Here is a 23243-nt window from a genome sequence, read left to right as displayed (position 1 = left end):
GACCGTGACGGGACGGTCCTGGAGGGTGAGGGAAATCCGGGCGGGCTCCCGGCAGCCTCGTACGAGCGGAGTTCTCAGGGTTTTCCCGGACAGCTTTTCAGGGCGGCGGCGAGCTGTCAGTGGGGGAGCCTAGACTCGGAGAGCGATGAGCAGCCTCTTTGATGACAGCTTCCTGGCGGACCTCAAACCCTCGCGGGACCACGAGGAAGAGCCCCCGCCACCGCCCGAGGACGATCACGTACCGGAGCAGGTTCCGGACGATCTGTTCGGCGGGAAGTTCGACGTGCCGCCGGACCGGGAGGCCTACTACCGCGATGGCGCCCCCCGTCCCCACGTGGACGCGGCCGCGCTCCTGGAGGGGCTGAACGACAACCAGCGCGCGGCGGTCGTGCACTCCGGCTCCCCCCTGCTCATCGTGGCCGGCGCCGGCTCCGGCAAGACCCGAGTACTCACACACCGGATTGCGTACCTGCTCGGCGAGCGCAAGGTGCATCCCGGCCAGATTCTCGCCATCACCTTCACCAACAAGGCCGCGGGCGAGATGAAGGAGCGCGTCGAGCACCTCGTCGGACCGCGGGCGAACGCGATGTGGGTGATGACCTTCCACAGCGCCTGCGTACGGATCCTGCGGCGGGAGTCGAAGAAGCTCGGCTTCACCTCCTCGTTCTCGATCTACGACGCCGCCGACAGCAAGCGCCTCATGGCCCTGGTCTGCCGCGACCTGGACCTCGACCCGAAGCGCTTCCCGCCCAAGTCGTTCAGCGCCAAGATCTCGAACCTCAAGAACGAGCTGATCGACGAGGAGGACTTCGCGGCACAGGCGAGTGACGGCTTCGAGAAGACCCTCGCCCAGGCCTACGCGATGTACCAGTCGCGGCTGCGCGAGGCGAACGCCCTCGACTTCGACGACCTGATCATGACGACGGTCAACCTCCTGCGGGCCTTCCCGGACGTCGCCGAGCACTACCGCCGCCGATTCCGCCACGTACTGGTGGACGAGTACCAGGACACCAACCACGCCCAGTACGCCCTCGTACGGGAACTCGTCGGCACCTCCGAGCACCCCGTGGACGTACCCCCGAGCGAGCACGACGTGCCGCCCGCCGAGCTGTGTGTCGTCGGTGACGCCGACCAGTCCATCTACGCCTTCAGGGGCGCGACCATCCGCAACATCCTCCAGTTCGAGGAGGACTACCCGGACGCGACGACGATCCTGCTGGAGCAGAACTACCGCTCCACACAGACGATCCTGACCGCGGCGAACGCGGTCATCGAGCGCAATGAGAGCCGCCGCCCCAAGAACCTGTGGACCAACGCGGGCGCGGGCGCGCGCATCACCGGCTACGTCGCCGACACGGAGCACGACGAGGCGCAGTTCGTCGCCGACGAGATCGACCGGCTGACGGACGCAGGGGAGGCGAAGGCGGGCGATGTCGCCGTCTTCTACCGTACGAACGCCCAGTCCCGTGTCTTCGAAGAGGTCTTCATCCGCGTCGGCCTGCCCTACAAGGTCGTCGGCGGCGTGCGCTTCTATGAGCGCAAGGAAGTCCGGGACGTCCTCGCGTACTTGAGGGTTCTCGCCAACCCGGAGGACTCCGTACCGATGAGGCGGATTCTCAACGTCCCCAAGCGGGGCATCGGCGACCGCGCCGAGGCGATGATCGACGCACTCGCCTCCCGGGAGAAGATCAGCTTCTCCCAGGCGCTGCGCCGCGTCGACGAGGCGTACGGCATGGCGGCCCGCTCCACGAACGCCGTCAAGCGGTTCAACACGCTGATGGAGGACCTGCGGACCATCGTCGAATCGGGCGCGGGCCCGGCCACGGTCCTGGAGGCCGTGCTCGAACGCACCGGCTATCTGGCCGAGTTGCAGGCCTCCACGGACCCGCAGGACGAGACCCGTATCGAGAACCTTCAGGAACTCGCCGCCGTGGCCCTGGAGTTCGAGCAGGAGGCCGGTGAGGGCGAGGCGTCGGGTGGGCTCTCCGACTTCCTGGAGAGGGTCGCGCTCGTCGCCGACTCCGACCAGATCCCGGACGAGGAAGAGGACGGTTCCGGCGTCATCACGCTCATGACCCTCCACACCGCCAAGGGCCTTGAGTTCCCCGTGGTGTTCCTGACCGGCATGGAGGACGGCGTCTTCCCGCACATGCGTGCCCTCGGCCAGACCAAGGAGCTGGAGGAGGAGCGGCGGCTGGCGTACGTCGGCATCACGCGCGCGCGGGAGCGGCTGTATCTGACGCGGTCCTCGATGCGGAGCGCATGGGGGCAGCCCTCGTACAACCCACCGTCCCGCTTCCTGGAGGAGATCCCGGACACCCATCTGGAGTGGAAGCGGAAGGGGTCCATGGGAGCGGTGGCCTCCGGCCCCGCGGCCGGTGTGGCGGCTTCCCTGTCCTCTTCGCGCTCGGCGGCCTCGGGCGCCTCCGGCTTCGCCACGCGGCGCGGCGGTGCCACGGAGAAGCCGGTGGTGTCGCTGGCGGTGGGGGACCGGGTCACCCACGACCAGTTCGGGCTCGGCACGGTGGTCGGCGTGAAGGGCACGGGGTCGAACGCGGAGGCGACGATCGACTTCGGGGACACCAAGCCGAAGCGGCTGCTGCTGCGCTACGCGCCGGTGGAGAAGTTGTAGCCGGGACTTGGTGGCCGGGCAGCGGGGCGGTTACGTCGGGTTGAGGCCGTGGCTGCGGAGCCACGCCAGGGGGTCGATCGCGTCGCCGCCGCCCGGGCGTACCTCGAAGTGGAGGTGCGGGCCCGTCGAGTTGCCGGAATTTCCGGAGTACGCGATCGGGTCGCCGGCCTTCACCTCGGTCCCGGAAGCGACCTTGTAGGTGGAGAGGTGGCAGTACCACGTCTCCGTACCGTCCTTCGCGGTCACGATCGCCATGTTCCCGTACGCGCTGTTCCACTCCGTACGGACGACGCCGTCGGTCGCGGCCATCACCGTCGTGCCGTACGAGACGGGGAAGTCGATGCCTGTGTGCACGGACATCCAGTTGATGCCGGCCTGGCCGTAGTAGGCGCTGAGCCCCTTCTGCTCGACCGGCACCGCGAACTTCGGACGCAGCCGCTCCTTGCGCGCCGCCTCCGCCGCCGCCCGCTTCTTCTCGGCCTCTTGCTGGGCCTTGAGGTCGATCCGCTCCTGCGTACGGCTCGCCCGGTCGGCGAAGTCGTCCGCGTCTGCGGTCAGGCTCTCGAGCTGGGTGTCCAGCTTGTTGTTGGCGGTCGCGGGCTGCACAGCCGTCGTGCCGGTCGCGGCCGTCGTCTGGTTGCTCTCGTTCCCGCCCCCACTGCCCACGGACGCCGCCGCGATCCCGGCCACGCCCATCACACACGCGGACGGCACGGCGACCGTCAGCAGGGCGGAACGCTTGGGTGGAGTACGGCGGCGGGAGCGGGATGCGGCACGGGCGGCGGTGCGGGAGCCCGGGCGGGGGGCCGGGAGGACGGCGGTGGCGTCCGGGGCGGGCGCTTCGGGGCCGTCGAGGAGAGGGAGTTCGTCGTGGCTGCCGGTGTTGATACCGGTGCCGGTGTCCGAGTCCAGGCGGTCGTCGGAGGGGGCGAACTCGTCCCCTATGGGGGCCTGTTGGTCGTAGGTGACCTGCTCGAAGATCACTGTGGCCTGCTGGTCGTACGACTCGTGCGGCGCGCGTTGGTCGTACGACTCGTGCTGCGCGCCCCCGTCGGAGTTCCAGGCCGTGGCGTCGTACGCACCTGAGTCGAAGGTCTGCGTGTTCCACTGCTGGGCCTGGTCGAGCGGTTCGGCCTGCAGCCAGGCGTTCGCGTCCCACTGACCGCTGATGTCGGGGCCTGTGGACTGCGCCGGGATCCCGATGAGCGGCTGCTGACCGGAGGTGTCCGTCCACAGGCCGGTCGCGTCATGGCCGCCGGTGTCGTACGCGGCGTGGTGCTGGGCCGCGTACGCGTCGTAGTTCAGCGTCTGATGACTGCCGGTGAACGTGTACGAACCCGTGCCGCCGCTGCCCGGCAGGTCGCCGAAGAGGGGATCGGTCTCGAAGCTCGTCGTGGCCTCGAAGGGCGGCGCCGCGCAGGCACCCGGGGTGCCATAGGTGTCGTAGATGCCGGTGGGCGCCGCGTCAAAACCGGTGGCGGCGTAGGCGTCGTACGTGGTGAAGTCGCCGTGCTGGACCCCATGCTCGCCAAACGACGCAAAGTGCGTCGAGGCGGCTTCGGGAGCCGAGGCCGGGGGCGGCACGGTCCCCGACGGGTGACGGTCGTTCACCAACTTCTCTTTCGCCTCGACAACAGGGGCGCTGGCAGAGCAGTGCGGTGACTGTACCCGGGGGTAGGCGGGCGCGACAATCTTCGGCCGTCATCACCCGCTGGGGAAACGGGCATTCGGCCGCCTTTCGGCGGACTGTGGGCGCGACTTTGGCCTTTCGTTCGATGAACGTTCGAGGGCATGCGGGTGTTCCCCGGTGGTTCGGCCGGGGCCTCGGGGCGCGTTGTGGTTTACGCCACGGTCAGTCCGCCGGTGCGGGCGGCGGCAGCGGTCCCCGCGGTCTCGTCCATGTCGAGCGCCTGCCGTATGCCGGCTGCGACCGCCGGGTGCACGGGCAGCGCGAGGTGACCTATGCCACTCACCTGTACGTTCTGCGCCAGCAGATCGGGGTGCTCGACGCAGGCCGTCTCCAACGGGTCCATCAACTGGTCGAGATCGCTCCAGAAGCTCACAAACTGCGTCCGGCAGCCCGGTGCGGGCTCGCACAGCTCCTCAAGCACGTCGGAGCCGGGCCGCATCTGCCGCACGATCGGATGCGCGTTCATCAGCGGTGCCACGCTCGTGCCCGAGTGCGGTGTGCCCAACGTCACAAGCGTCCGTATGCGGGCATCGCCGCCCAGCCGCTGTACGTAGTAACGCGCGATCAGTCCGCCGAGGCTGTGGCCGACGATGTCCACCTCCTGCTGGCCGGTGCGCTCGCAGATCTCCTCGATGTGCCGGCCGAGCAGCTCGGCGGCGGTACGGATGTCGCAGGTGAGGGGCGAGTAGTTGAGCGACTCGATCTGCTGCCTGCCGTGCTGGGCCAGGGAGCGGCGCAGCAGCACGAACACCGAGCGGTTGTCTATGAATCCGTGGAGGAGGACGACCGGGGGCTTGGGCCGGGTGGGCAGGCGGTGGGCCTCGGCGTCCCGTTCGGTGTCGGCCGCGGTCTCTGCATCGAGGTCGTCGGGGGCGCGGCGGGGCCTCGGGAGCGCGGCGGAGGGAAGGTTGGGGGCTGGCGAGGGCGAGGCGGCGCCCGGGCGGCGCTCCTGGACGATGCCCGTGGGGTAGAGGATCAGATGCCCCGCGAGGATCGCGACCTCAAGGGCCGTGGCCTTCAGGAGAGTCAGCGAGAGTCCGGCCAGTCTGTTGGGCAACAGCCTTTGACAGAGCGGCAAAAGCGGATAAAAGGGCAGTACTGCCCTGGTGACCTTCATGGCCGACCTCCCGTCGGCACACGAAAGGACGGCTCTGTCCCCCGTGTGCCCTCATGGAAAGCCGCCGACGAGGAGAACGGCGGTGCGCACGTGGCGAGCATCACGCCCGCGGAACGACGGATCCCGTCGTCGTGCGATCGCCGATACGCCGCACCATCCGGCCGCCGGGCTGGCGGCGCGGAGGCACGGCGACCTCGTGGCGGCTCCCCTTGCGCCCGGCCCGGCTGTGGCCCATGTGCCCCAGGGTGCGGGATCGGTGCGCGGCGAACTTGTCCCATCGTGTGATTTCCCCCTCGGTCTACACCGCGAAACTGCCGGTTGCGGGATGGTGGCGATAACGTTCGTTCACTTCCCCGGCCGGCGCGGTGCGGGGCGGCTGTGCCGCTGGGTACACCTGACGTGGGGTGACATGTCGCTCACATGAAGCGGTTGCGACGAGTCGCCGTCGGCGTCTTGAGGTGCTATCAGTCGATACAAGCCGGTGCGGGACGGTAACAGGTCGATTTAGGTTTTTGCTAGATACGGATTTCTGCAGTCCGGTTCGCTGGAGATCGTTTCTCGGCGGGGCGGAAGTCGGCACATGGAGGCAACAGTGATGGGTGTGGCAGCCGGCCCGATCCGCGTGGTGGTGGCCAAGCCGGGACTCGACGGTCACGATCGCGGGGCCAAGGTGATCGCGCGAGCCCTGCGTGACGCGGGCATGGAGGTCATTTACACCGGCCTCCATCAGACGCCGGAGCAGATCGTCGACACCGCGATCCAGGAGGACGCGGACGCGATCGGACTCTCCATTCTTTCCGGCGCCCACAACACGCTTTTCGCCGCCGTCATCGAACTCCTCAAGGAGCGCGAGGCGTCGGACATCAAGGTGTTTGGTGGCGGAATCATTCCTGAAGCGGATATTCCTCCCCTCAAGGAGAAGGGTGTCGCCGAGATCTTCACGCCGGGGGCGACGACGGCGTCGATCGTGGACTGGGTCCGAGCCAACGTCCGGCAGCCGGCTGCCTCTGGTTGAACGGGGCGCCCCACGGGGCGGTGGGTTGGATTCGTCGGTGACTGCGGGCACGTCGTGGCTGGTCGCGCAGTTCCCCGCGCCCCTCAAAAGTCTGCGACTGCCCGCGCCCCGAAGAGCAAGGGCCCCGAAAAAGCCCCCACCCCCAACTACCCGCGGCTTCCCTCCGGTGGGAGGGGACGTGGGCCGGTGCGTCGTATGCCCGTCGCTTAGCTTCGGTCTGGGCACTGCTGCGCCCTGTGTCAGCAAGGGGTCGTATGCCCTGTTGGCGACGGGCTGACGCACCGGACCGCGGCCCCGCACCCACCAACCACCTAGGGGCGCGGGGAACTGCGCGACCAGCCACGACGGCGCCGCACCCGCCCAACTGCCGGAGGCACCCCGCGGGGCTGGCGCGACCAGCCACGACGGCGCCGCACCCGCCCAACTGCCGGAGGCACCCCGCGGGGCTGGCGCGACCAGCCACGACGGCGCCGCAGCCGCCAACGAACTGAACCCACCCACCCGGTAGGCGCCCCCTTCTCAACCGCGGAGCTCAGCTCGCATAGCCGCGCGCAAGCGCAACGTGCCTACAAGGCGTTGGAACGACTCCGCCCAGTAGCCCCCGGCACCGGGCGACGCGTTCTCCGGCTCGTCAGGCACAGCCGTCAGCGCATCGAGACGGTCCGCTTCCGAAGGGTCAAGGCACCGCTCGGCGAGCCCCATGACGCCGCTGAAACTCCACGGATAGCTCCCCGCGTCCCGCGCGATGTTGAGCGCGTCCACGACGGCCCTGCCCAGGCCCCCCGCCCAGGGGGTCGCGCAGACGCCGAGCAACTGAAACGCCTCGGACAACCCGTGCACCGCTATGAACCCCGCCACCCACTCCGCCCGCTCGGAGGAGCCCAACGTGCTGAGCAGCTTGGCCCGCTCGGCCAGCGACACCGCCCCCGGCCCTCCGGCCTCCGGCGCGGAAGGTGGCCCCAAAAGCGCTCTGGACCAGGACGGATCACGTTGCCGCACCGCCGCCCGGCACCACGCGGCATGCAGTTCGCCCTGCCAGTCGTCCGCCACGGGCAAGGCCACGATCTCTTCCGGCGTACGCCCGCCGAGCCGCTCGGACCACGTGGCGAGCGGGGCCGCCTCGACCAACTGGCCGAGCCACCAGGACCGTTCACCCCGGCCGGTCGGCGCCTTGGCCACCACCCCGTCGCGCTCCATGCCCGCATCGCACTCATGTGGCGCCTCGACCACGATCGTGGGCTCGCCGCCCGTATGGTCGACGGCCACGCACGAGCCGGCGCGGTCCGCCATCCGCCCGGCGAGCGCCGAACCCGGCAGCGCGGACAGCAACTCCGCCGCTGTGGCCCGCACATTGCGGCTCCGGTCGGCCAACGCCTGTTCCAGGAACGGCTCGTCCGCCGCGCACAGCCCCGTGCGCAGCGAGTCGAGGAACATCAGCCGGTCCTCGGCCCGCTCCGTCGCCCAGGTCGTGGCGAGCAGTTCACGCGCGGCTGCCGCGTCCTGTGCCCGTATCGCCGCAAGGAGTGCCACCCGCTCGGCGAACAGACCTTCCTGCCACAACTGCCTTGCCTGTTCCGGCTCTTCGGCGCCGGGCAGCGCTGCACTGCCGCCCGGTGTCGCACGCAGCGCGAACCTCCAGTCAGGGTTCAGCCGTGCCAGCCACAGCGCACGCGGACCCGCGAAGGTCAGCGCCGCCGGCCGCAGATCCGTACGCCCCCTGGCCGCGTCCAGAAGCGCGGGCAGCAACTCCGGGGGTGCCGAGAACCCGCGCTCGTTCGCCAGGGCGAGCCACTGCGGCAGCAGCTCCATGAGGTCGGGCGCCGTTCCTCTGCGGCCGCCGCCCCCCGTGCCGGGCCGGTCGGCGAGCAGCATCGCCAGCCTGCGCGCGGCGGGGCGGGGGAGCGCCGGGCGCGGGTCCTGTGCCGCCGACTCCGGCCGTGCTGCCGCCTGCCCCGGCCGCAGTCCGGCCCGCCGCCGAACCGTCTGTATCGCCGCCGCGTCCAGCAGGGCTCCGGGCGCCTCCCGTCCGGGCGCGATCCCCGGCAACGTACGCCGCTCGGTCCCGAGCAACGCAACGGTCACGAGCTCCTCCCAGGAGTTCCCGGTGGAGGCGTCCGTGGGAGTGAGGGGGCTGTTCATGTGCGTCCCTTTCCATACGGAGTAGAGGGAGGGGTGCCCGGCCGCGCAGGACGGCGACTGCCGAGAGGCCCGGGTGAGCTGGTCGGCGGGGCGAGACCTGGCCGTGGCGTCAGCACAGCGGCATCGCCTCTCCGACTTCCTCAGGCCAAGCCGTAAGCGGTGTGAAGCCGCGGTGGCCGCATTCCCCGAAGACCGTGACAGGGGCTCCGCCCGACAGGGCGACCAGGCGCCACAGGCCGGAGCGGGACTGGGCGGCCGGGGTGAGGGGGAGCGCCAGGTCGCTGTCGGCGTCCGCCAGTTGCCAGGAGTCGGCGTCCGGGGTCGGTATGACGCGGGCCAGCGTCACCGGGTGGGAGTCCAGCCATGGGTCGTCCCGGAGTGCCTCGCCGTACCGGGCCGCCGCCTGCGTCACGCTCACCCCCGGCGGGCGGAGCGTCACGGGAGCAGGGGGCGTGAACTGCTCGCCCAGGGACACCCGCAGCTGCCCCGCGCCCGGGTACGCCGCCACCTCCGCGTCGAGGGCCAGGCCGACGGGCAGTGCCAGTTCCGGTGCGCGGCCGGCGGCTCCGTAGGAGAGGAGCAGGACCGTGCGTCCCGACTGCGCTCCGTGCAACCAGATGCGGCGGGTCGTGAGGCGGCTGTCCGCCGTGTCGTACTGGGCGAGGACCAGCCAGTGGTCGCGCTCGGGTGGGCCGTCCGCCGAGCCGGACAGCCCAATTCGGGAACGGATCGTCGCCGTCAGTCCTTCCGGCAGTCGCTCGCGGCGCAGCCAGCCCTGGTCGAGCAGGTGGAGCAGGGCGCACTCCTCGAGCAGCCGGACCGGCCAGCCGGGACCGGAGGACGGAATGGCCCCCAACTCCCGCACGCGCGCGGCCAGTCCCGGTGCCTGCGCGTCGACCATCCGGGCCGCCGTCTCCTCCCACAGCCCGTACCCCGCCTGCTCCGCCGCGGCCAGGCCGCCGCGCAGGAGATCCGTCAGCCGCTGCTCCAGCTCCGTCGCGCCCGCCGTGATCCGCTCGGCACGCCGCTCCGCCCGGCGTCGCGCCGCCTCGGGATCACCCGTCGGAGCGCCGGACGGCCCGATCGTCGTCCGCTTCTCCTCCGCGCGCTGCCTTCTCCCCTTTATCCACTGCTCGGCCCAGTCCGGCGCCTGCCCGCGCGGCACCGAGCTGTCCGTCCCGCTCTCGCCCGCCCAGAGCAGCAGCAGTCCCAGCGCGTGCTTGCACGGGAACTTGCGGCTGGGACAACTGCACTTGTACGCGGGCCCCGTGGAATCCGCGAGGTCGATGACCGTCTGATACGGCTTGCTGCCGCTGCCCCTGCACAGTCCCCATACCGTCCCCTCGTCAGAACTGCCGGCCTCCGACCACGGCCCTGCCGCGCCGAGTTTGCTTCCCGCTTTGCGTGACGCGGAGTCAGGTGCCAGTGCCAGCACCTGATCCGCAGTCCAGCGCACCCCCTGCTGAGTCATGACATCGAAGGTAGATCCCACCACTGACAATCGGCCCTCGCCAGGGAATTTGCGCAGGTCAGAGCGCATTGTCAGTGGTGTGGTGCAAGGTGGACACCAGATCCGAACCGGCCGACCCGGCCGAGCTGGAGGGGGACCTAGCCATGCCTGTTTCCGTCGACCCGACGTCCGTCGACCCGAGCCGCGACCAGTCCGCGCCCGCGAACACGAGCGCCGGCGTGCGTACGTCCGCGCAGGCGCCCACAGGAGGGAACGCCGAGGCGCTGCGGCCGCACGCCGAGGACGCGTTCGCCGCCGAACTCGCTGCGCTGGCCGCGCAGGACGACCGCCCGCGCCCGACCCGCTGGCGGATGTCGCCGTGGGCCGTCGCGATGTACCTGCTCGGTGGCACCCTGCCGGATGGCACAGTGATCACACCGAAGTATGTGGGCCCGCGCCGCATCGTCGAGGTCGCCGTCACCACGCTCGCCACCGACCGGGCACTGCTCCTGCTCGGCGTGCCCGGCACGGCGAAGACATGGGTGTCCGAGCACCTGGCCGCGGCCGTCAGCGGAGACTCGACGCTGCTCGTGCAGGGCACGGCCGGCACACCGGAGGAGGCCATCCGGTACGGCTGGAACTACGCGCAGTTGCTCGCCAACGGCCCGAGCCGCCACGCGCTGGTGCCCAGCCCCGTCATGCGCGCCATGTCGGAAGGGATGACCGCGCGCGTCGAGGAGCTGACCCGTATCCCCGCCGACGTACAGGACTCGCTTATCACGATCCTGTCGGAAAAGACGTTGCCGATACCGGAACTGGGGTCGGAGGTGCAGGCCGTACGCGGCTTCAACCTGATCGCGACCGCCAACGACCGTGACCGCGGGGTCAACGACCTGTCCAGCGCCCTGCGCCGCCGCTTCAACACAGTGGTGCTGCCGCTGCCCGAGAGCGCCGACGCCGAGGTCGACATCGTCTCGCGCAGGGTCGACCAGATCGGCCGCTCCCTCGACCTGCCGGCCGTGCCCGACGGCATCGACGAGATCCGCCGCGTCGTCACCGTCTTCCGGGAGCTGCGCGACGGCATCACCGCCGACGGCCGTACGAAGCTGAAGTCGCCCAGCGGCACGCTGTCGACCGCGGAGGCCATCTCCGTCGTCACCAACGGGCTTGCCCTGTCCGCCCACTTCGGCGACGGCGTCCTGCGCGCGAGTGACGTGGCCGCCGGCATCCTCGGTGCCGTCGTCCGCGATCCGGCGGCCGACCGCGTCATCTGGCAGGAGTACCTGGAAGCGGTCGTCCGCGAACGCGACGGCTGGAAGGACTTCTACCGCGCCTGCCGGGAGGTGAGCGCGTGAACGGATCCCTTCCCCAGGCCGCGCGGGCCGAAGGCGCCGGGCGCGGTACGGGTCCCTTGCTGCTCGGGGTGCGGCACCACGGGCCCGGTTCGGCGCGGGCCGTGCGGGCGGCCCTGGAAGCGGCGAGCCCTCGGACGGTACTGATCGAGGGTCCACCAGAGGCGGATGTGTTGATCGCGCTGGCCGCCGAGGACGGCATGCGGCCGCCCGTCGCGCTCCTCGCGCATGTAGTGGAGGAGCCGGGACGGTCGGCGTTCTGGCCGCTGGCCGAGTTCTCCCCGGAGTGGGTGGCGATCCGCTGGGCGTTGGAGAACGGGGTTCCGGCCCGCTTCATCGACCTCCCCGCCACGCACACGCTGGCTTGGGAGCAGGAGGAGGCGCCCGACTCGTCCGCGACACCGGACGAGTCAGACGCGTCTGCGGCACCGGACGGGCCCGAAGCGACGGACACGTCAGCACCGGGTACGCCGCAGACACCGGGCAGTGGTGCGTCCGGGGAGGCCCTCCGGATCGACCCGCTCGCCGTGCTCGCCGAGGCCGCCGGGTACGACGATCCCGAGCGGTGGTGGGAGGACGTGATCGAGCACCGGGGGGTCCGCGGCTCGGACGCGTTCGGGCCCTTCGAGGTGCTGGGGGAGGCCATGGGGGCGTTGCGGGAGGTGTACGGGACCGGCGGACACGAGCGGGATCTCGTACGGGAGGCGTATATGCGGCTCCAAGTACGGGCGGCGCAGGGGGAGTTCGGGGACGAGGTGGCCGTGGTGTGCGGGGCCTGGCATGTGCCCGCGCTGCGGCACAAGGCCACCGTCGCCGCCGACAAAGCACTGCTCAAGGGCCTGCCCAAGGCGAAGGTGGACATGACGTGGGTGCCGTGGACGCACCGGCGGCTCGCGCGGATCAGCGGTTACGGCGCGGGGATCGACTCGCCCGGCTGGTACGGGCATCTGTTCAGCGCCCCCGACCGGCCGATCGAGCGCTGGATGACCAAGGTGGCCGGGCTGCTCCGCGACGAGGACCGGATCGTGTCGTCGGCGCACGTCATCGAGGCGGTGCGGCTCGCCGACACGCTCGCCGCGATGCGGGGCCGCCCGCTGCCGGGGCTGACCGAGACCACCGATGCCGTACGGGCCGTGATGTGCGAGGGCTCGGATGTGCCGCTCGCGCTCGTGCACGACCGGCTCATCGTCGGCGACGTACTGGGCGAGGTGCCCGAGTCGGCGCCCGCGGTGCCGTTGCAGCGGGACCTGGCCCGGATCCAGCGGCGGCTGCGCCTCAAACCGGAGGCGCTGGAGCGGGAGTTGGAGCTGGACCTCCGCAAGGAGAACGACGCCGGGCGCAGCAGGCTCCTGCACCGGCTGCGCCTCCTCGGCATCGCGTGGGGCACGCCGGCGGAGTCGCGGGGGAGCACGGGTACGTTCCGGGAGACCTGGCGGCTGCGCTGGGAGCCGGAGTTGGCGGTGCGGGTCGCCGAAGCCGGGGTGTGGGGCACCACGGTGCTGGCCGCGGCGACCGCGAAGGCCGAGGCGGACGCCGTCGCGGCCGGCGCCCTGGTAGATGTCACGACCCTCGCTGAGCGCTGCCTACTCGCCGAACTCCCGAACGCCCTCCCCGTGGTGATGCGGATCCTCGCCGACCGCGCGGCCCTCGACGCGGACGTCGGCCACCTCGCCCAGGCCCTCCCCGCCTTGGTCCGCTCCCTGCGCTACGGCGACGTACGCGGCACGGGCACCCACGCCTTGGCCGAGGTCGCCGCGGGCCTCGCCGAACGCGTCTTCGTCGGCCTCCCTCCGGCCTGCGCCGCTCTCGACGCAGACGCTGCAGAGGAGATGCGTCGCCATGTCGATGCCGTGCATGGGGCGGTGGCGTTGCTGGGGGAGGTTCATACGGAGACGTCTGCGGGAGCCGGCTCGGAATCGCGTCCGGGAGCAGCACCGGCGACGGTCGGCGCGGAAGCATCCGGCCAGAGGTCGCGCCCGGCGGCTGCGGATGCCTCCCCGGCACAGGACACCGGGACCGGTCCAGGCCCCCGTCCGGAAGCCGACGAGAGGCCTGGCTCCGAGGCAGACGCTGAGGTCGCTACCGAAGCCGACGCCGAGCCAGAGACCAAGATCGACACCGACACCGATACCGACACCGACACCGACGCCGACACCGGCACCGACGCCGACGCCGACGCCGACGCCGACGCCGACGCCGACGCCGACGCCGACGCCGACACCGACACCGGCGTCGACGTCGACGCCCACCCCGATACCGACGCCGGCCCTCGCTCCGGCATACGCCACCGCTGGCACACCGTGCTGCGTACGCTCTCCGTTCGCGACACGATCCCGGGAGTCATTCGGGGGCGGGCCGTTCGACTGCTGCTGGACGATGGGGAGTTGGCGGAGGGGGAGGCCGCGCGGCTGATGGGGCTTGTGCTGTCGCCGGGGACTGCGCCGGGAGATGCGGCGGCGTGGATCGAGGGGTTCGTCGGCGGAGGCTCCGGGGGCGGGATGCTGCTCGTGCACGACGAGCGGCTGCTCGGGCTGGTCGACGCATGGCTGACCGGGGTGCCGGGGGACGCGTTCACAGACGTACTGCCTCTGCTGCGGCGGACCTTCTCGGCGTACGAACCCGGGGTGCGGCGCACGCTCGGCGAGCTGGTGCGACGCGGGCCGGGGACGCAGGGGCGAGCCGCGGCCACCGGTTCCGCCATACCCGGCTTCGCCCCTGACCTCGACCCCGAGCGCGCGGACGCCGTCCTCCCGATGCTGCGCCTGCTCCTTGGCCTGGACGAGCAGGACATCGATGCGGACGACGCACCTGGCAACGACGCACACGACGACACCGCACACAACAACGACCTGAACGACAACGACCTTGCGGGGGTGGGCCGATGAGCACGGAAGCGACAGGCAGGGCCGGTGCGGCCGTCGAGGCCGGTGCCTCCGACGAGCGGCTTCGGCGGTGGCGGCTGGTGCTGGGCGGGGCGGAGGCGGACGGTACGGGGTGTGAGCTGACCGGGCAGGACGTCGGGATGGACGGGGCGCTTGGGGCGCTGTACGGGGGCGCGGGCGCCGGCAAGGGGCGGACAGGGAAGGACCGGTCGGCGGGGCTGGGGGCCTCCGCGCCGTCGGTCGCCCGGTGGCTGGGGGACATACGGACGTACTTTCCGTCCTCCGTGGTGCAGGTCATGCAGCGGGACGCCATCGACCGGCTCGGGCTGTCCACGCTGTTGCTGGAGCCGGAGATGCTGGAGGCGGTGGAGGCCGATGTCCATCTGGTCGGGACGTTGCTCTCGCTGAACAAGGCGATGCCCGAGACGACCAAGGAGACGGCACGTGCCGTCGTACGCAAGGTGGTCGAGGACCTGGAGAAGCGGCTCGCGACCCGTACCCGGGCCACGCTCACCGGCGCCCTGGACCGCAGTGCCCGTATCAGCCGGCCGCGCCACCACGACATCGACTGGAACCGCACGATCTCGGCCAACCTCAAGCACTATCTGCCCGAGTACCGGACCATCGTGCCGGAGCGGCTGATCGGTTACGGGCGCGCGTCCCAGTCCGTGAAGAAGGAGGTCATCCTCTGCATCGACCAGTCGGGTTCGATGGCGGCATCCGTCGTCTACGCCTCGGTCTTCGGCGCCGTACTGGCCTCGATGCGGTCCATCAACACCCGGCTCGTCGTCTTCGACACGGCGGTCGTCGACCTCACCGACCAGCTCGACGACCCGGTCGACGTCCTGTTCGGTACCCAGCTCGGCGGCGGTACGGACATCAACAGAGCGCTGGCGTACTGCCAGTCGCAGATCACCCGCCCCGCCGACACCGTGGTCGTGCTCATCAGTGACCTCTACGAAGGAGGCATACGGAACGAGATGTTGAAGCGGGTAGCGGCAATGAAGGCGTCCGGGGTGCAGTTCGTGACGCTGCTCGCGCTGTCCGATGAGGGGGCGCCCGCGTATGACCGGGAGCACGCGGCGGCGCTCGCGGCGCTGGACGCACCGGCGTTCGCGTGCACGCCCGATCTCTTCCCGGAGGTGATGGCGGCGGCGATCGAGAAGCGCCCGCTGCCGATACCGGACACCGGAAGCCCGGTACGGTAAAAAGGGGCTGCGCGGGGCTAGTTGGAGGAAACCGGACATGAATGTCCAACGGGCACGGGGGGCTTGCGCAACCTCCCGACTCGCATGCAAGGATCGTCGCGACTTCAACGGTGCGCAGTGTGCCGCCCCGCCCGTTCGTACCCGCCTCGTCCCGCCGCACGGGAGGCTCTCCCCGTTTTGACCGTGTCGACCCTGTCAGCCGCACTGCCCGGTGCCGTTCTGCGTATGACGCGCACGGCGGCCGGGCGGCGGGCCCTGCAAGTGGGGTTGCTGGTGAGCGGGTTGTTCGTGCTCGGGCTGCTGTGCGGGGAGCGAGCGGACGCGGCGGAAGGTGCGGACACCGCGACTTCGAGTGTGACGGCGACCCGCGTCGTGAGGTCGGTGACGGATTCGGCCGAGCGCGTGGTCACGGGCTCGGTCGGAGCGGTTACGCAGGGCGTGAAGCAGGCGCGGGCGGAGCGGCCGGGTTCGGAGCAGCGGACGGCGACTCCGGACAGTTCCGGGGCTGAAGCGTCTGAGGCCGGGGCCCCCGGCGGACACGGCGTGAGCCGATCCCACGATCTACTCGACGGGCTCAGCGGCCTCGTCGGCCTCAGCGATCCGTCGTCCGAAGCGAACGGCTCGCCCGGAGCTGACGGCTCCTCCGAAGCGGACGGTTCCTCCGGAGCTAACGGTTCCTCCGGAGCCGAAGCCGGCCCAGAAGGCGCCAGCCCCGCCCCCGGCCAGGGCGCCGCTCCGGGCCAGGGCGCCAGCCCCGTCACCAGTTCGAAGCCCGGCGTCGGGACGTCGGCCCGCTCCCGCACCGTCGACCCCCTGGCCCCCGTCCACAAGACGACCACCCCGGCGAACGACCCCGTGAGCGACGGAGTCCACCGCGTCATCCGCCCCGTGACCGAGCAGGCCATACGGCCGGTGACCGAGCAGGTCGTTTGGCCCGTCACTGGAAAGCTCATACGGCCAGTCACCGACAAGGTCATACGCCCGGCCACCGGTGGCGTCGTACGGCCGATAGGTGGTCTGGTGGAACAGGTCGTGGGTGCTGGGACCGCCAAGCCCCAAGCGCCCGGGTCGCCCTGGTGGCCGCCCCTGGCCCTACTCCCCGGGCTTGAACTCCCCGCACTTCCGCACCTGCCGGGGCTGCCCGTTCAGCCGGGTCAGACCTTGCCGGTCGGTTCGCAGCCGCAGGTGCCCGGTGGGGCCGCGGACGAGAACAGGTCGGTTGGGCAGAACGCCGGAGAGAAGTCCGGCGACGGTTCCACGGGTGCGTACGGGCCGCAGTTCAGCGGCGGTCGCGCGGTGCCCGGTGCCGGTGTGCACGACAACGACGAGGGTGCGCGGGGTGCCGTGCAGCCGCCCGCGCACCAGGAGCACGAGGGTGCCCCGAAGGGTGCGCTCGGGCATGGTTCCGCGGCGGACAACGGTTCGCCGCGGCATGGCGACGCGCATGCCGTCGCGTTCAGCAACCGGGCTCAGCTGAGGCTGGTGCCCGGTGTCGCCGCGGCGGTGACCGCGGCCGAGACCAGGGACAGGTACCGGGACATTCCCGTATTCCCCGGCTAGGGCAGCCCTTCCCGCGTTGACCTGCCGCGCGGGGGCGGAACAGGTCTGCCCGTCGTCCGGACATCCCTCCGATCTCCGGACACAGCCAACGGGATCCGGACCGGAGCCGCTGCCGACCCAACCGGTCCTCAACTCCCCGGGCCGGTAAGGGATTCGGCGCCGCATCCGACACCGGAAGCCCCCCACTCCCGAAGTCATCAAGTCTCGGTATCCCGAAGGATCTGAAGCACGCATGCACAAGAACATCCGCCGTTCCATCGTCATCGCCGCCGGAGTCACCGGCGCGTGGGCGCTCGGCTCAGCCGTCGCCGGCGCTGACGCACTGCCCAAGTCGACCGCCTCGGTACCCGACGCGTCCCTGTCTGTGGACGACGTGGACGACGCGGTCGGCAACGCGGCCCAAGAAGCCGACAGCCCCGTCGGCGAAGTGGCCGACGACGTCCTCCACGACGTCTCCGACGCCTCCGCCACCGCCCCCGACGCCTCCACGGTCACCGACAAGATCGCCGACATCACCGGCGCCACGACCGCCAAGGCGCAGAGCACCGCGACCGGTACGACGGCCATGGCGCAGAGCACCGCCACCGGTACGACGGCCAAGGCGCACGACGCCGTCACCGGAACCACCGCAAGGGCGAAGGCGACCGCCTCCGCAGACGCCAGGACGAAGGCGGCCGACCAGGCCCGTCAGTACGTCGAAGCCGAACTGCCCGCCCTGCCCGCCCACGAGATCGCCCGGGCGAAGGCCGCCACGCAGGAGGCCAAGTCCGAGGCGGCGCACGCCGTTTCCGACGACACCGGCCCGCAGGACGAGGTCGACTACCTCTTCGGCCCGCTGTCGACATTCGCCCCGGACGTCGAGCGGACGCTCGCCGCCGCGCAGACGAGGCTCGCGGCCACCGAGCGCACCGCGGCGGGCGTACCGTCCGACGCCCGGGCCCAGGTCCGGCAGACGGCCGCCACCGCCGACCGTACGGTCGCCTCCGCAGGCCGGACGGCCGCCCCCGTACGCACCACGGCCGACATCGCCCGCCAGACCGTGAACGGTGCCCCGGCCCAGGCGCAGGCCACCGTCACCGCCCTCCCCTCCACCGTCCAGGGCATCCACGAGACCGCCACCCCGGTCGTCGAGGAGACCGCCGCCTCCGCCCTTCCGCCCTTCGCCGCCGATGCCGTCCACGGCGTCACGCCCGTCGCGGACCAGGCGGTCCACGGCGTCGCGCCGGTCGCAGGCCAGGCCGTCAGCGGCGTCACCCCGCTCGCCGACCAGACCGTCCACGGCGCCGTACCCGTAGCCGACCAGGCCATCAGCGAGGCGACAGCGCTGGCCTACGGAGTCGCGGCCGACGCGCAGACGCACACGCACGGTCTCGCGGGCGAAGCTCAGACGTACGCAGGCGGAGTCACCCAGGCCACCACCCCGTACGCACACGGCATCGCCGACAACGCGCACACGTACGCGAACGGCGTCGTCAGCGACACCACCCCCTACGCGACGGGCATCCTGGGCCAGGTCACCGAGGACACCGCTGCCTCCGTGCTCCCGCCGGTCGCCCGTACCGCCGTGGACGGTGTGGTGCCGGTCGCCGGGCAGGCCGCGGGTGACGCGGGTGTGCTCGCGGACGGTGTCGTCGGCGAGGTGCGGCCCTTCGCGGAGGGCGTCGTGGGTGACGTTCCGCCGGTCGCGTACGGAGTGGTGGGCCAGGCCGGTCCGTTCGCGCAGGGCGTCGCCGGGCAGGCGCCGACGTTCGCCGAGGGCGTCCTCGGGACCGTGCAGCCGGTCGTGGACGCCGTCGTCGGTTACGCGGAGCCCGTCGTGCAGGGCGTCGGCGGCAGTGCCACGACGTTCGCGTACGGCGTCGCGGGCGATGTGCAGCCCTTCGCGTACGGCGTTGCCGGCGAGGTCTCCCCGTTCGCGGGCGGTGTCGCCGGACAGGCCGGGCCGCTCGCGCAGGACCTGACCGGAACCGTCGAGACCGCAGGCGGACCCCTGGTCCAGAACGCGGCCACCGGCGCCCAGGGCGTCGCCGAGTCCGTCACCCCGAGCTACCTGACGGGCGCCGCACACGGCACTGCGTACGGCGCCGCGTACGGCATCTGACCGGACTGCCGTACGCCCAGCCGTACGGCACCCGACCGACTCCGTGGGAACCAGCCGGGCAGCCGAAATCCATCGGCCGGCCGACCGAGAACCCGCGGACAGGGGCGGGTGGTCCCCAATGGGGTGGGGACCGTCCGCCCCGCAACCCCTGAGTGGCTGTTCGCGCGTTCCTCAGGGGCTGTTACAGGGGCCTCACCAGGCCAACCCCAGCCTGGTGAGGCCCTGATCAGAGGCACATCGGACCCGCATCTGTGACCGTAATCACCGCTCAGGTGTGATCTGCGATTTACGACCCCACCGTCAGCGGCGATAACCTGCCAGACGGACATGCCGCGTGCCGGCCACCGTGCCCACGCCCTCTTGGTGACCGCGCAGTCACGTTGCCCTCGCGGCACGCCCACGGAGACCAACGAACCGCGAGATACCTGATAGGGACGGACGCGCGTGGACCTGTTCGAGTACCAGGCGAGGGACCTCTTCGCCAAGCACGGTGTACCGGTGCTGGCCGGTGAAGTCATCGACACGCCTGAGGGGGCGCGCGCGGCGACCGAGCGTCTTGGCGGCAAGTCCGTCGTCAAGGCCCAGGTCAAGGTCGGCGGCCGGGGCAAGGCCGGCGGCGTGAAGCTGGCCGCCACCCCGGACGAGGCCGTCGCCCGCGCGACGGACATCCTCGGCATGGACATCAAGGGCCACACGGTCCACAAGGTGATGATCGCCGAGACGGCTCCCGAGATCCTCGAGGAGTACTACGTCTCGTACCTCCTCGACCGCACCAACCGCACCTTCCTCGCCATGGCGTCCGTACAGGGCGGCGTGGAGATCGAGGTCGTCGCGGAGGAGAACCCCGACGCCCTCGCGAAGGTGCCGGTCGACGCCAACGAGGGCGTCTCGATCGAGAAGGCCCGCGAGATCGTCGCCCAGGCGAAGTTCCCGGCCGAGGTCGCCGACCAGGTCGCCGACATCCTGGTGACGCTGTGGGACACCTTCATCAAGGAGGACGCCCTCCTCGTCGAGGTCAACCCGCTCGCCAAGGTCGCCTCCGGCAAGGTCATCGCCCTCGACGGCAAGGTCTCGCTCGACGAGAACGCCGACTTCCGCCAGCCGGACCACGCGGCGCTGGAGGACAAGGAGGCGGCCGACCCGCTCGAGGCCGCCGCCAAGGCCAAGAACCTCAACTACGTCAAGCTCGACGGCGAGGTCGGCATCATCGGCAACGGCGCGGGTCTCGTCATGAGCACCCTCGACGTGGTCGCGTACGCCGGTGAGGCGTATACATCGGAGAATGGCGGCGGCGTCAAGCCCGCCAACTTCCTCGACATCGGCGGCGGCGCCTCCGCCCAGGTCATGGCCAACGGCCTGGAGATCATCCTGGGCGACCCGGCCGTCAAGTCCGTCTTCGTCAACGTCTTCGGCGGCATCACCGCCTGCGACGAGGTCGCCAACGGCATCGTGCAGGCGCTGGCCCTGCTCGCCGAGAAGGGCGAAGAGGTCACCAAGCCGCTGGTCGTGCGCCTCGACGGCAACAACGCGGAGCTGGGCCGCCAGATCCTGTCGGACGCCAACCACCCGCTCGTGCAGCGCGTGGACACCATGGACGGCGCGGCCGACAAGGCCGCCGAACTCGCGGCTGCGAAGTAAGGAAGAGGACTCAGACCACCATGGCTATCTTCCTCGACAAGGACAGCAAGGTCATCGTCCAGGGCATGACCGGTGCCACGGGCATGAAGCACACCAAGCTCATGCTGGCCGACGGCACGAACATCGTCGGCGGCGTGAACCCGCGCAAGGCCGGCACCTCCGTCGACATCGACGTCCCCCAGAGCCCTAACGGCCTGGGAGGTGCCCCCATCGAGATCCCGGTCTTCGGCACGGTCGCCGAGGCGATCGAGAAGACGGGCGCCAACGTCTCCGTCCTCTTCGTACCGCCGGCCTTCGCCAAGGCCGCCGTGGTCGAGGCGATCGACGCCGAGATCCCGCTCGCGGTCGTCATCACCGAGGGCATCGCGGTGCACGACTCGGCGGCGTTCTACGCGTACGCGGTCGAGAAGGGCAACAAGACCCGCATCATCGGTCCGAACTGCCCGGGTCTGATCACCCCCGGTCAGTCGAACGCCGGCATCATCCCGGGCGACATCACCAAGCCGGGCCGTATCGGCCTGGTCTCGAAGTCCGGCACGCTGACGTACCAGATGATGTACGAGCTCCGTGACATCGGCTTCTCCTCGGCCGTCGGTATCGGTGGCGACCCGGTCATCGGTACGACGCACATCGACGCGCTCGCCGCGTTCGAGGCCGACCCCGACACCGACCTGATCGTCATGATCGGCGAGATCGGCGGCGACGCCGAGGAGCGTGCGGCCGACTTCATCAAGGCCAACGTGTCGAAGCCGGTCGTCGGCTACGTCGCGGGCTTCACCGCGCCCGAGGGCAAGACGATGGGCCACGCCGGTGCCATCGTCTCCGGCTCCTCCGGTACGGCCGCGGCCAAGAAGGAGGCCCTTGAGGCCGCCGGTGTGAAGGTCGGCAAGACGCCTACGGAGACGGCGAAGTTGGCGCGCGCCATTCTGGCCGGCTGAGCAGTTTCTTCAGCTGAACGTTGGGTGGGCTCGTACCCCTTGCTGGGGCGGGCCCATCTTGCGTTTCCCGGGGTGGGGCCTTGTTGGGATGGCACCCGGTGCTGCCCTGCTGTGCCCACCCTCCCCCACTCTCGGCTTCGCTCGAGCGGGGGGACCCCCATCGCCCTGCGGAACGATTGCCCACAGCGGTTGCGGGACGACTGCCCGCAGCAGTAGTGGGACGACTGCCCACAGCGCTGCGCTAACGGCCTTCTGGGAGGAGTCTTTCGGGGCCGTTCGTTGATTCTGACCTCAGCTTTGCTCGTAGTTTCTGCTGCTTGTTCGAGAGGGGGCCGGGGACTGCTCGGGGTGGTACTCCGTGGATCTTTTCGCCGGGGGGTACGGGAGGTTCGTAGTGGCTCGGGGCTGTCTTGACGGTGATAACCGTCGCTGCGACGAGCAGGGTGGTGCAGGCGATGGCTGCGCGGGTCCAGTATTGGGCTTGGCGTTCGCTGCTCGTGCGGACCGTTGCGGGTTTGGGGGCAGTCCGTCGGCCTTGGCGCTCCTTGTCCGCGAGTTTCGAGAGTCTCGCGAGGCGGCGTCTTAGCTCCTGGGGGTCCGTCAGGTCCGGGAAGCGCTCGGCGATGGCCTCGCGTGCGTGCAGCAGGCGGTTCGCCGTCGCGACGGTGCTCGCCTCCGTTTCGGCCGCGGTCTCCGGGAGGCCGACGCCGAGGCCGTCGTGGAGGAGCAACGTGCGCCGGTACGGGGGCGGAAGGCTCAGCAGTACGGAGAGCAGGCGGCGGTCGCTCGGGGTGACGGGCGGTGTGTCCGGGCGCCGGTGGCGGAGGCGCAGCCGGTGCCAGGGCGACAGCGCGTACTCGTATGCCACCGCCCGCACCCAGCCCTCCGGATACGGGTCGACCGCCACCTCCGGCCAGCGCTGCCACGCCAGTTGGAACGCACGGTCCACGGACTCGCGCGCCAACTGCCGCCGTCCGGTGAGGAGATACGTCTGCTGTACGAGGCTGGGGGCGCAGAACTCGTAGAGCGCGTCGAAGGCTTGGGCGGGGGTGAGGGCGGGGGGTTCGGCCTCGGCTACGGGCTCCGGCTCGGCCGCGGGTCGGGCCTCCGGCTCCGGCTCCGGCACGGGCTCGACGGGCACTGGTTCGGGCTTGGATTCAGCCTCGGCAGCGACCGGAGCCGAACCCGCCAACTCCTGCAACAGCCGTGCGTATGCTTCCCGCCTGCGTCCCTGTGGCGTGGTGCGGCCGGTCTCCCAGGACTGGACCGTCTTGGGGGTGACGCCCACTCTGGCGGCGACCTCGGCCTGGCTCAGGGAGCGGGACTGGCGGAGGCGGCGACGTTCCGTGGGGGACGGCAGCGGGCTGGCAGGGCTTCTGGCAGGGCTTTGTGTCACTGGGCGCCCCTCCAGACGTAAAAGTGCATAAAACATATTTTGAGCGACGCGTCCAGAGTTTGCCCATTACGCCGGGAAAGCGTGTGGCGTTGGGAGTATGGCGACGTGACTCACTCGACTCACTC

Annotated in this window: 15 protein-coding genes; 9 read left to right on the top strand and 6 right to left on the bottom strand. The window is 70.9% G+C overall.

What is annotated here, in order from left to right:
• Positions 1–145: 145 nt before the first annotated feature.
• A complete protein-coding gene (gene pcrA / locus OHT21_RS17125; protein ID WP_328769187.1) occupies positions 146–2632 on the top strand; it encodes a DNA helicase PcrA in 2487 nt (828 codons plus the stop codon).
• Positions 2633–2662: 30 nt separating this feature from the next.
• Here pcrA and OHT21_RS17120 read toward each other — a convergent pair whose 3' ends face one another.
• The 3 genes from OHT21_RS17120 to OHT21_RS17110 all read right to left on the bottom strand — a co-directional run bounded on the left by OHT21_RS17120 (position 2663) and on the right by OHT21_RS17110 (position 5674).
• Positions 2663–4243 carry a M23 family metallopeptidase gene (locus tag OHT21_RS17120; RefSeq protein ID WP_328769186.1) on the bottom strand — a complete coding sequence of 527 codons (1581 nt, stop codon included), beginning with the start codon at positions 4241–4243 and terminating at the stop codon, positions 2663–2665.
• A gap of 230 nt (positions 4244–4473) precedes the next feature.
• Complete coding sequence (locus OHT21_RS17115) at positions 4474–5439, bottom strand: esterase/lipase family protein (protein WP_328769185.1); 966 nt, start codon at positions 5437–5439, stop codon at positions 4474–4476.
• A 100-nt stretch (positions 5440–5539) separates the two neighbouring features.
• On the bottom strand, positions 5540–5674 hold the full coding sequence (locus OHT21_RS17110; RefSeq protein ID WP_328769184.1) for a hypothetical protein: 135 nt from the start codon (positions 5672–5674) through the stop codon (positions 5540–5542).
• A gap of 360 nt (positions 5675–6034) precedes the next feature.
• Here OHT21_RS17110 and OHT21_RS17105 point away from each other — a divergent pair, with 360 nt between their 5' ends.
• A complete protein-coding gene (locus tag OHT21_RS17105) occupies positions 6035–6454 on the top strand; it encodes a cobalamin B12-binding domain-containing protein (RefSeq protein ID WP_328769183.1) in 420 nt (139 codons plus the stop codon).
• A 519-nt stretch (positions 6455–6973) separates the two neighbouring features.
• Here the strand turns inward: OHT21_RS17105 and OHT21_RS17100 are convergent.
• Entirely contained in the window at positions 6974–8593 is a 1620-nt protein-coding gene (locus OHT21_RS17100; protein ID WP_328769182.1) for a DUF5691 domain-containing protein, read from the bottom strand.
• A gap of 109 nt (positions 8594–8702) precedes the next feature.
• Positions 8703–10064 carry an SWIM zinc finger family protein gene (locus OHT21_RS17095; RefSeq protein WP_328769181.1) on the bottom strand — a complete coding sequence of 454 codons (1362 nt, stop codon included), beginning with the start codon at positions 10062–10064 and terminating at the stop codon, positions 8703–8705.
• Positions 10065–10207: 143 nt separating this feature from the next.
• Here OHT21_RS17095 and OHT21_RS17090 point away from each other — a divergent pair, with 143 nt between their 5' ends.
• From OHT21_RS17090 to sucD, 7 genes are all read left to right on the top strand, one after another.
• Complete coding sequence (locus OHT21_RS17090) at positions 10208–11398, top strand: ATP-binding protein (RefSeq protein WP_328774120.1); 1191 nt, start codon at positions 10208–10210, stop codon at positions 11396–11398.
• Entirely contained in the window at positions 11395–14280 is a 2886-nt protein-coding gene (locus OHT21_RS17085; RefSeq protein ID WP_328769180.1) for a DUF5682 family protein, read from the top strand. The genes OHT21_RS17090 and OHT21_RS17085 overlap by 4 nt, the downstream gene beginning before the upstream one ends.
• Complete coding sequence (locus tag OHT21_RS17080) at positions 14277–15485, top strand: VWA domain-containing protein (protein ID WP_328769179.1); 1209 nt, start codon at positions 14277–14279, stop codon at positions 15483–15485. Before OHT21_RS17085 ends, OHT21_RS17080 begins: the two co-directional genes overlap by 4 nt.
• Positions 15486–15668: 183 nt before the next feature.
• Positions 15669–17045, top strand: a complete 1377-nt coding sequence (locus OHT21_RS17075) for a hypothetical protein (protein WP_328769178.1) — start codon at positions 15669–15671, stop codon at positions 17043–17045.
• A gap of 232 nt (positions 17046–17277) precedes the next feature.
• On the top strand, positions 17278–19146 hold the full coding sequence (locus OHT21_RS17070) for a hypothetical protein (protein WP_328769177.1): 1869 nt from the start codon (positions 17278–17280) through the stop codon (positions 19144–19146).
• A 444-nt stretch (positions 19147–19590) separates the two neighbouring features.
• On the top strand, positions 19591–20784 hold the full coding sequence (sucC, locus tag OHT21_RS17065; protein ID WP_328769176.1) for an ADP-forming succinate--CoA ligase subunit beta: 1194 nt from the start codon (positions 19591–19593) through the stop codon (positions 20782–20784).
• A 20-nt stretch (positions 20785–20804) separates the two neighbouring features.
• Complete coding sequence (sucD, locus tag OHT21_RS17060) at positions 20805–21722, top strand: succinate--CoA ligase subunit alpha (protein ID WP_189322441.1); 918 nt, start codon at positions 20805–20807, stop codon at positions 21720–21722.
• A 241-nt stretch (positions 21723–21963) separates the two neighbouring features.
• On the opposite strand, the gene OHT21_RS17055 is transcribed toward sucD, so the two are convergent.
• Positions 21964–23118, bottom strand: coding sequence for a helix-turn-helix domain-containing protein (locus OHT21_RS17055; protein ID WP_328769175.1), 1155 nt, complete (start codon positions 23116–23118; stop codon positions 21964–21966).
• Between the last annotated feature and the right edge of the window lie 125 nt (positions 23119–23243).

The organism is Streptomyces sp. NBC_00286 (genome assembly GCF_036173125.1).
In the GTDB taxonomy this organism is placed as follows: domain Bacteria; phylum Actinomycetota; class Actinomycetes; order Streptomycetales; family Streptomycetaceae; genus Streptomyces.
Note: the sequence above shows the minus strand (reverse complement) of the source record. Positions and strands in the feature narration are given on the sequence as shown.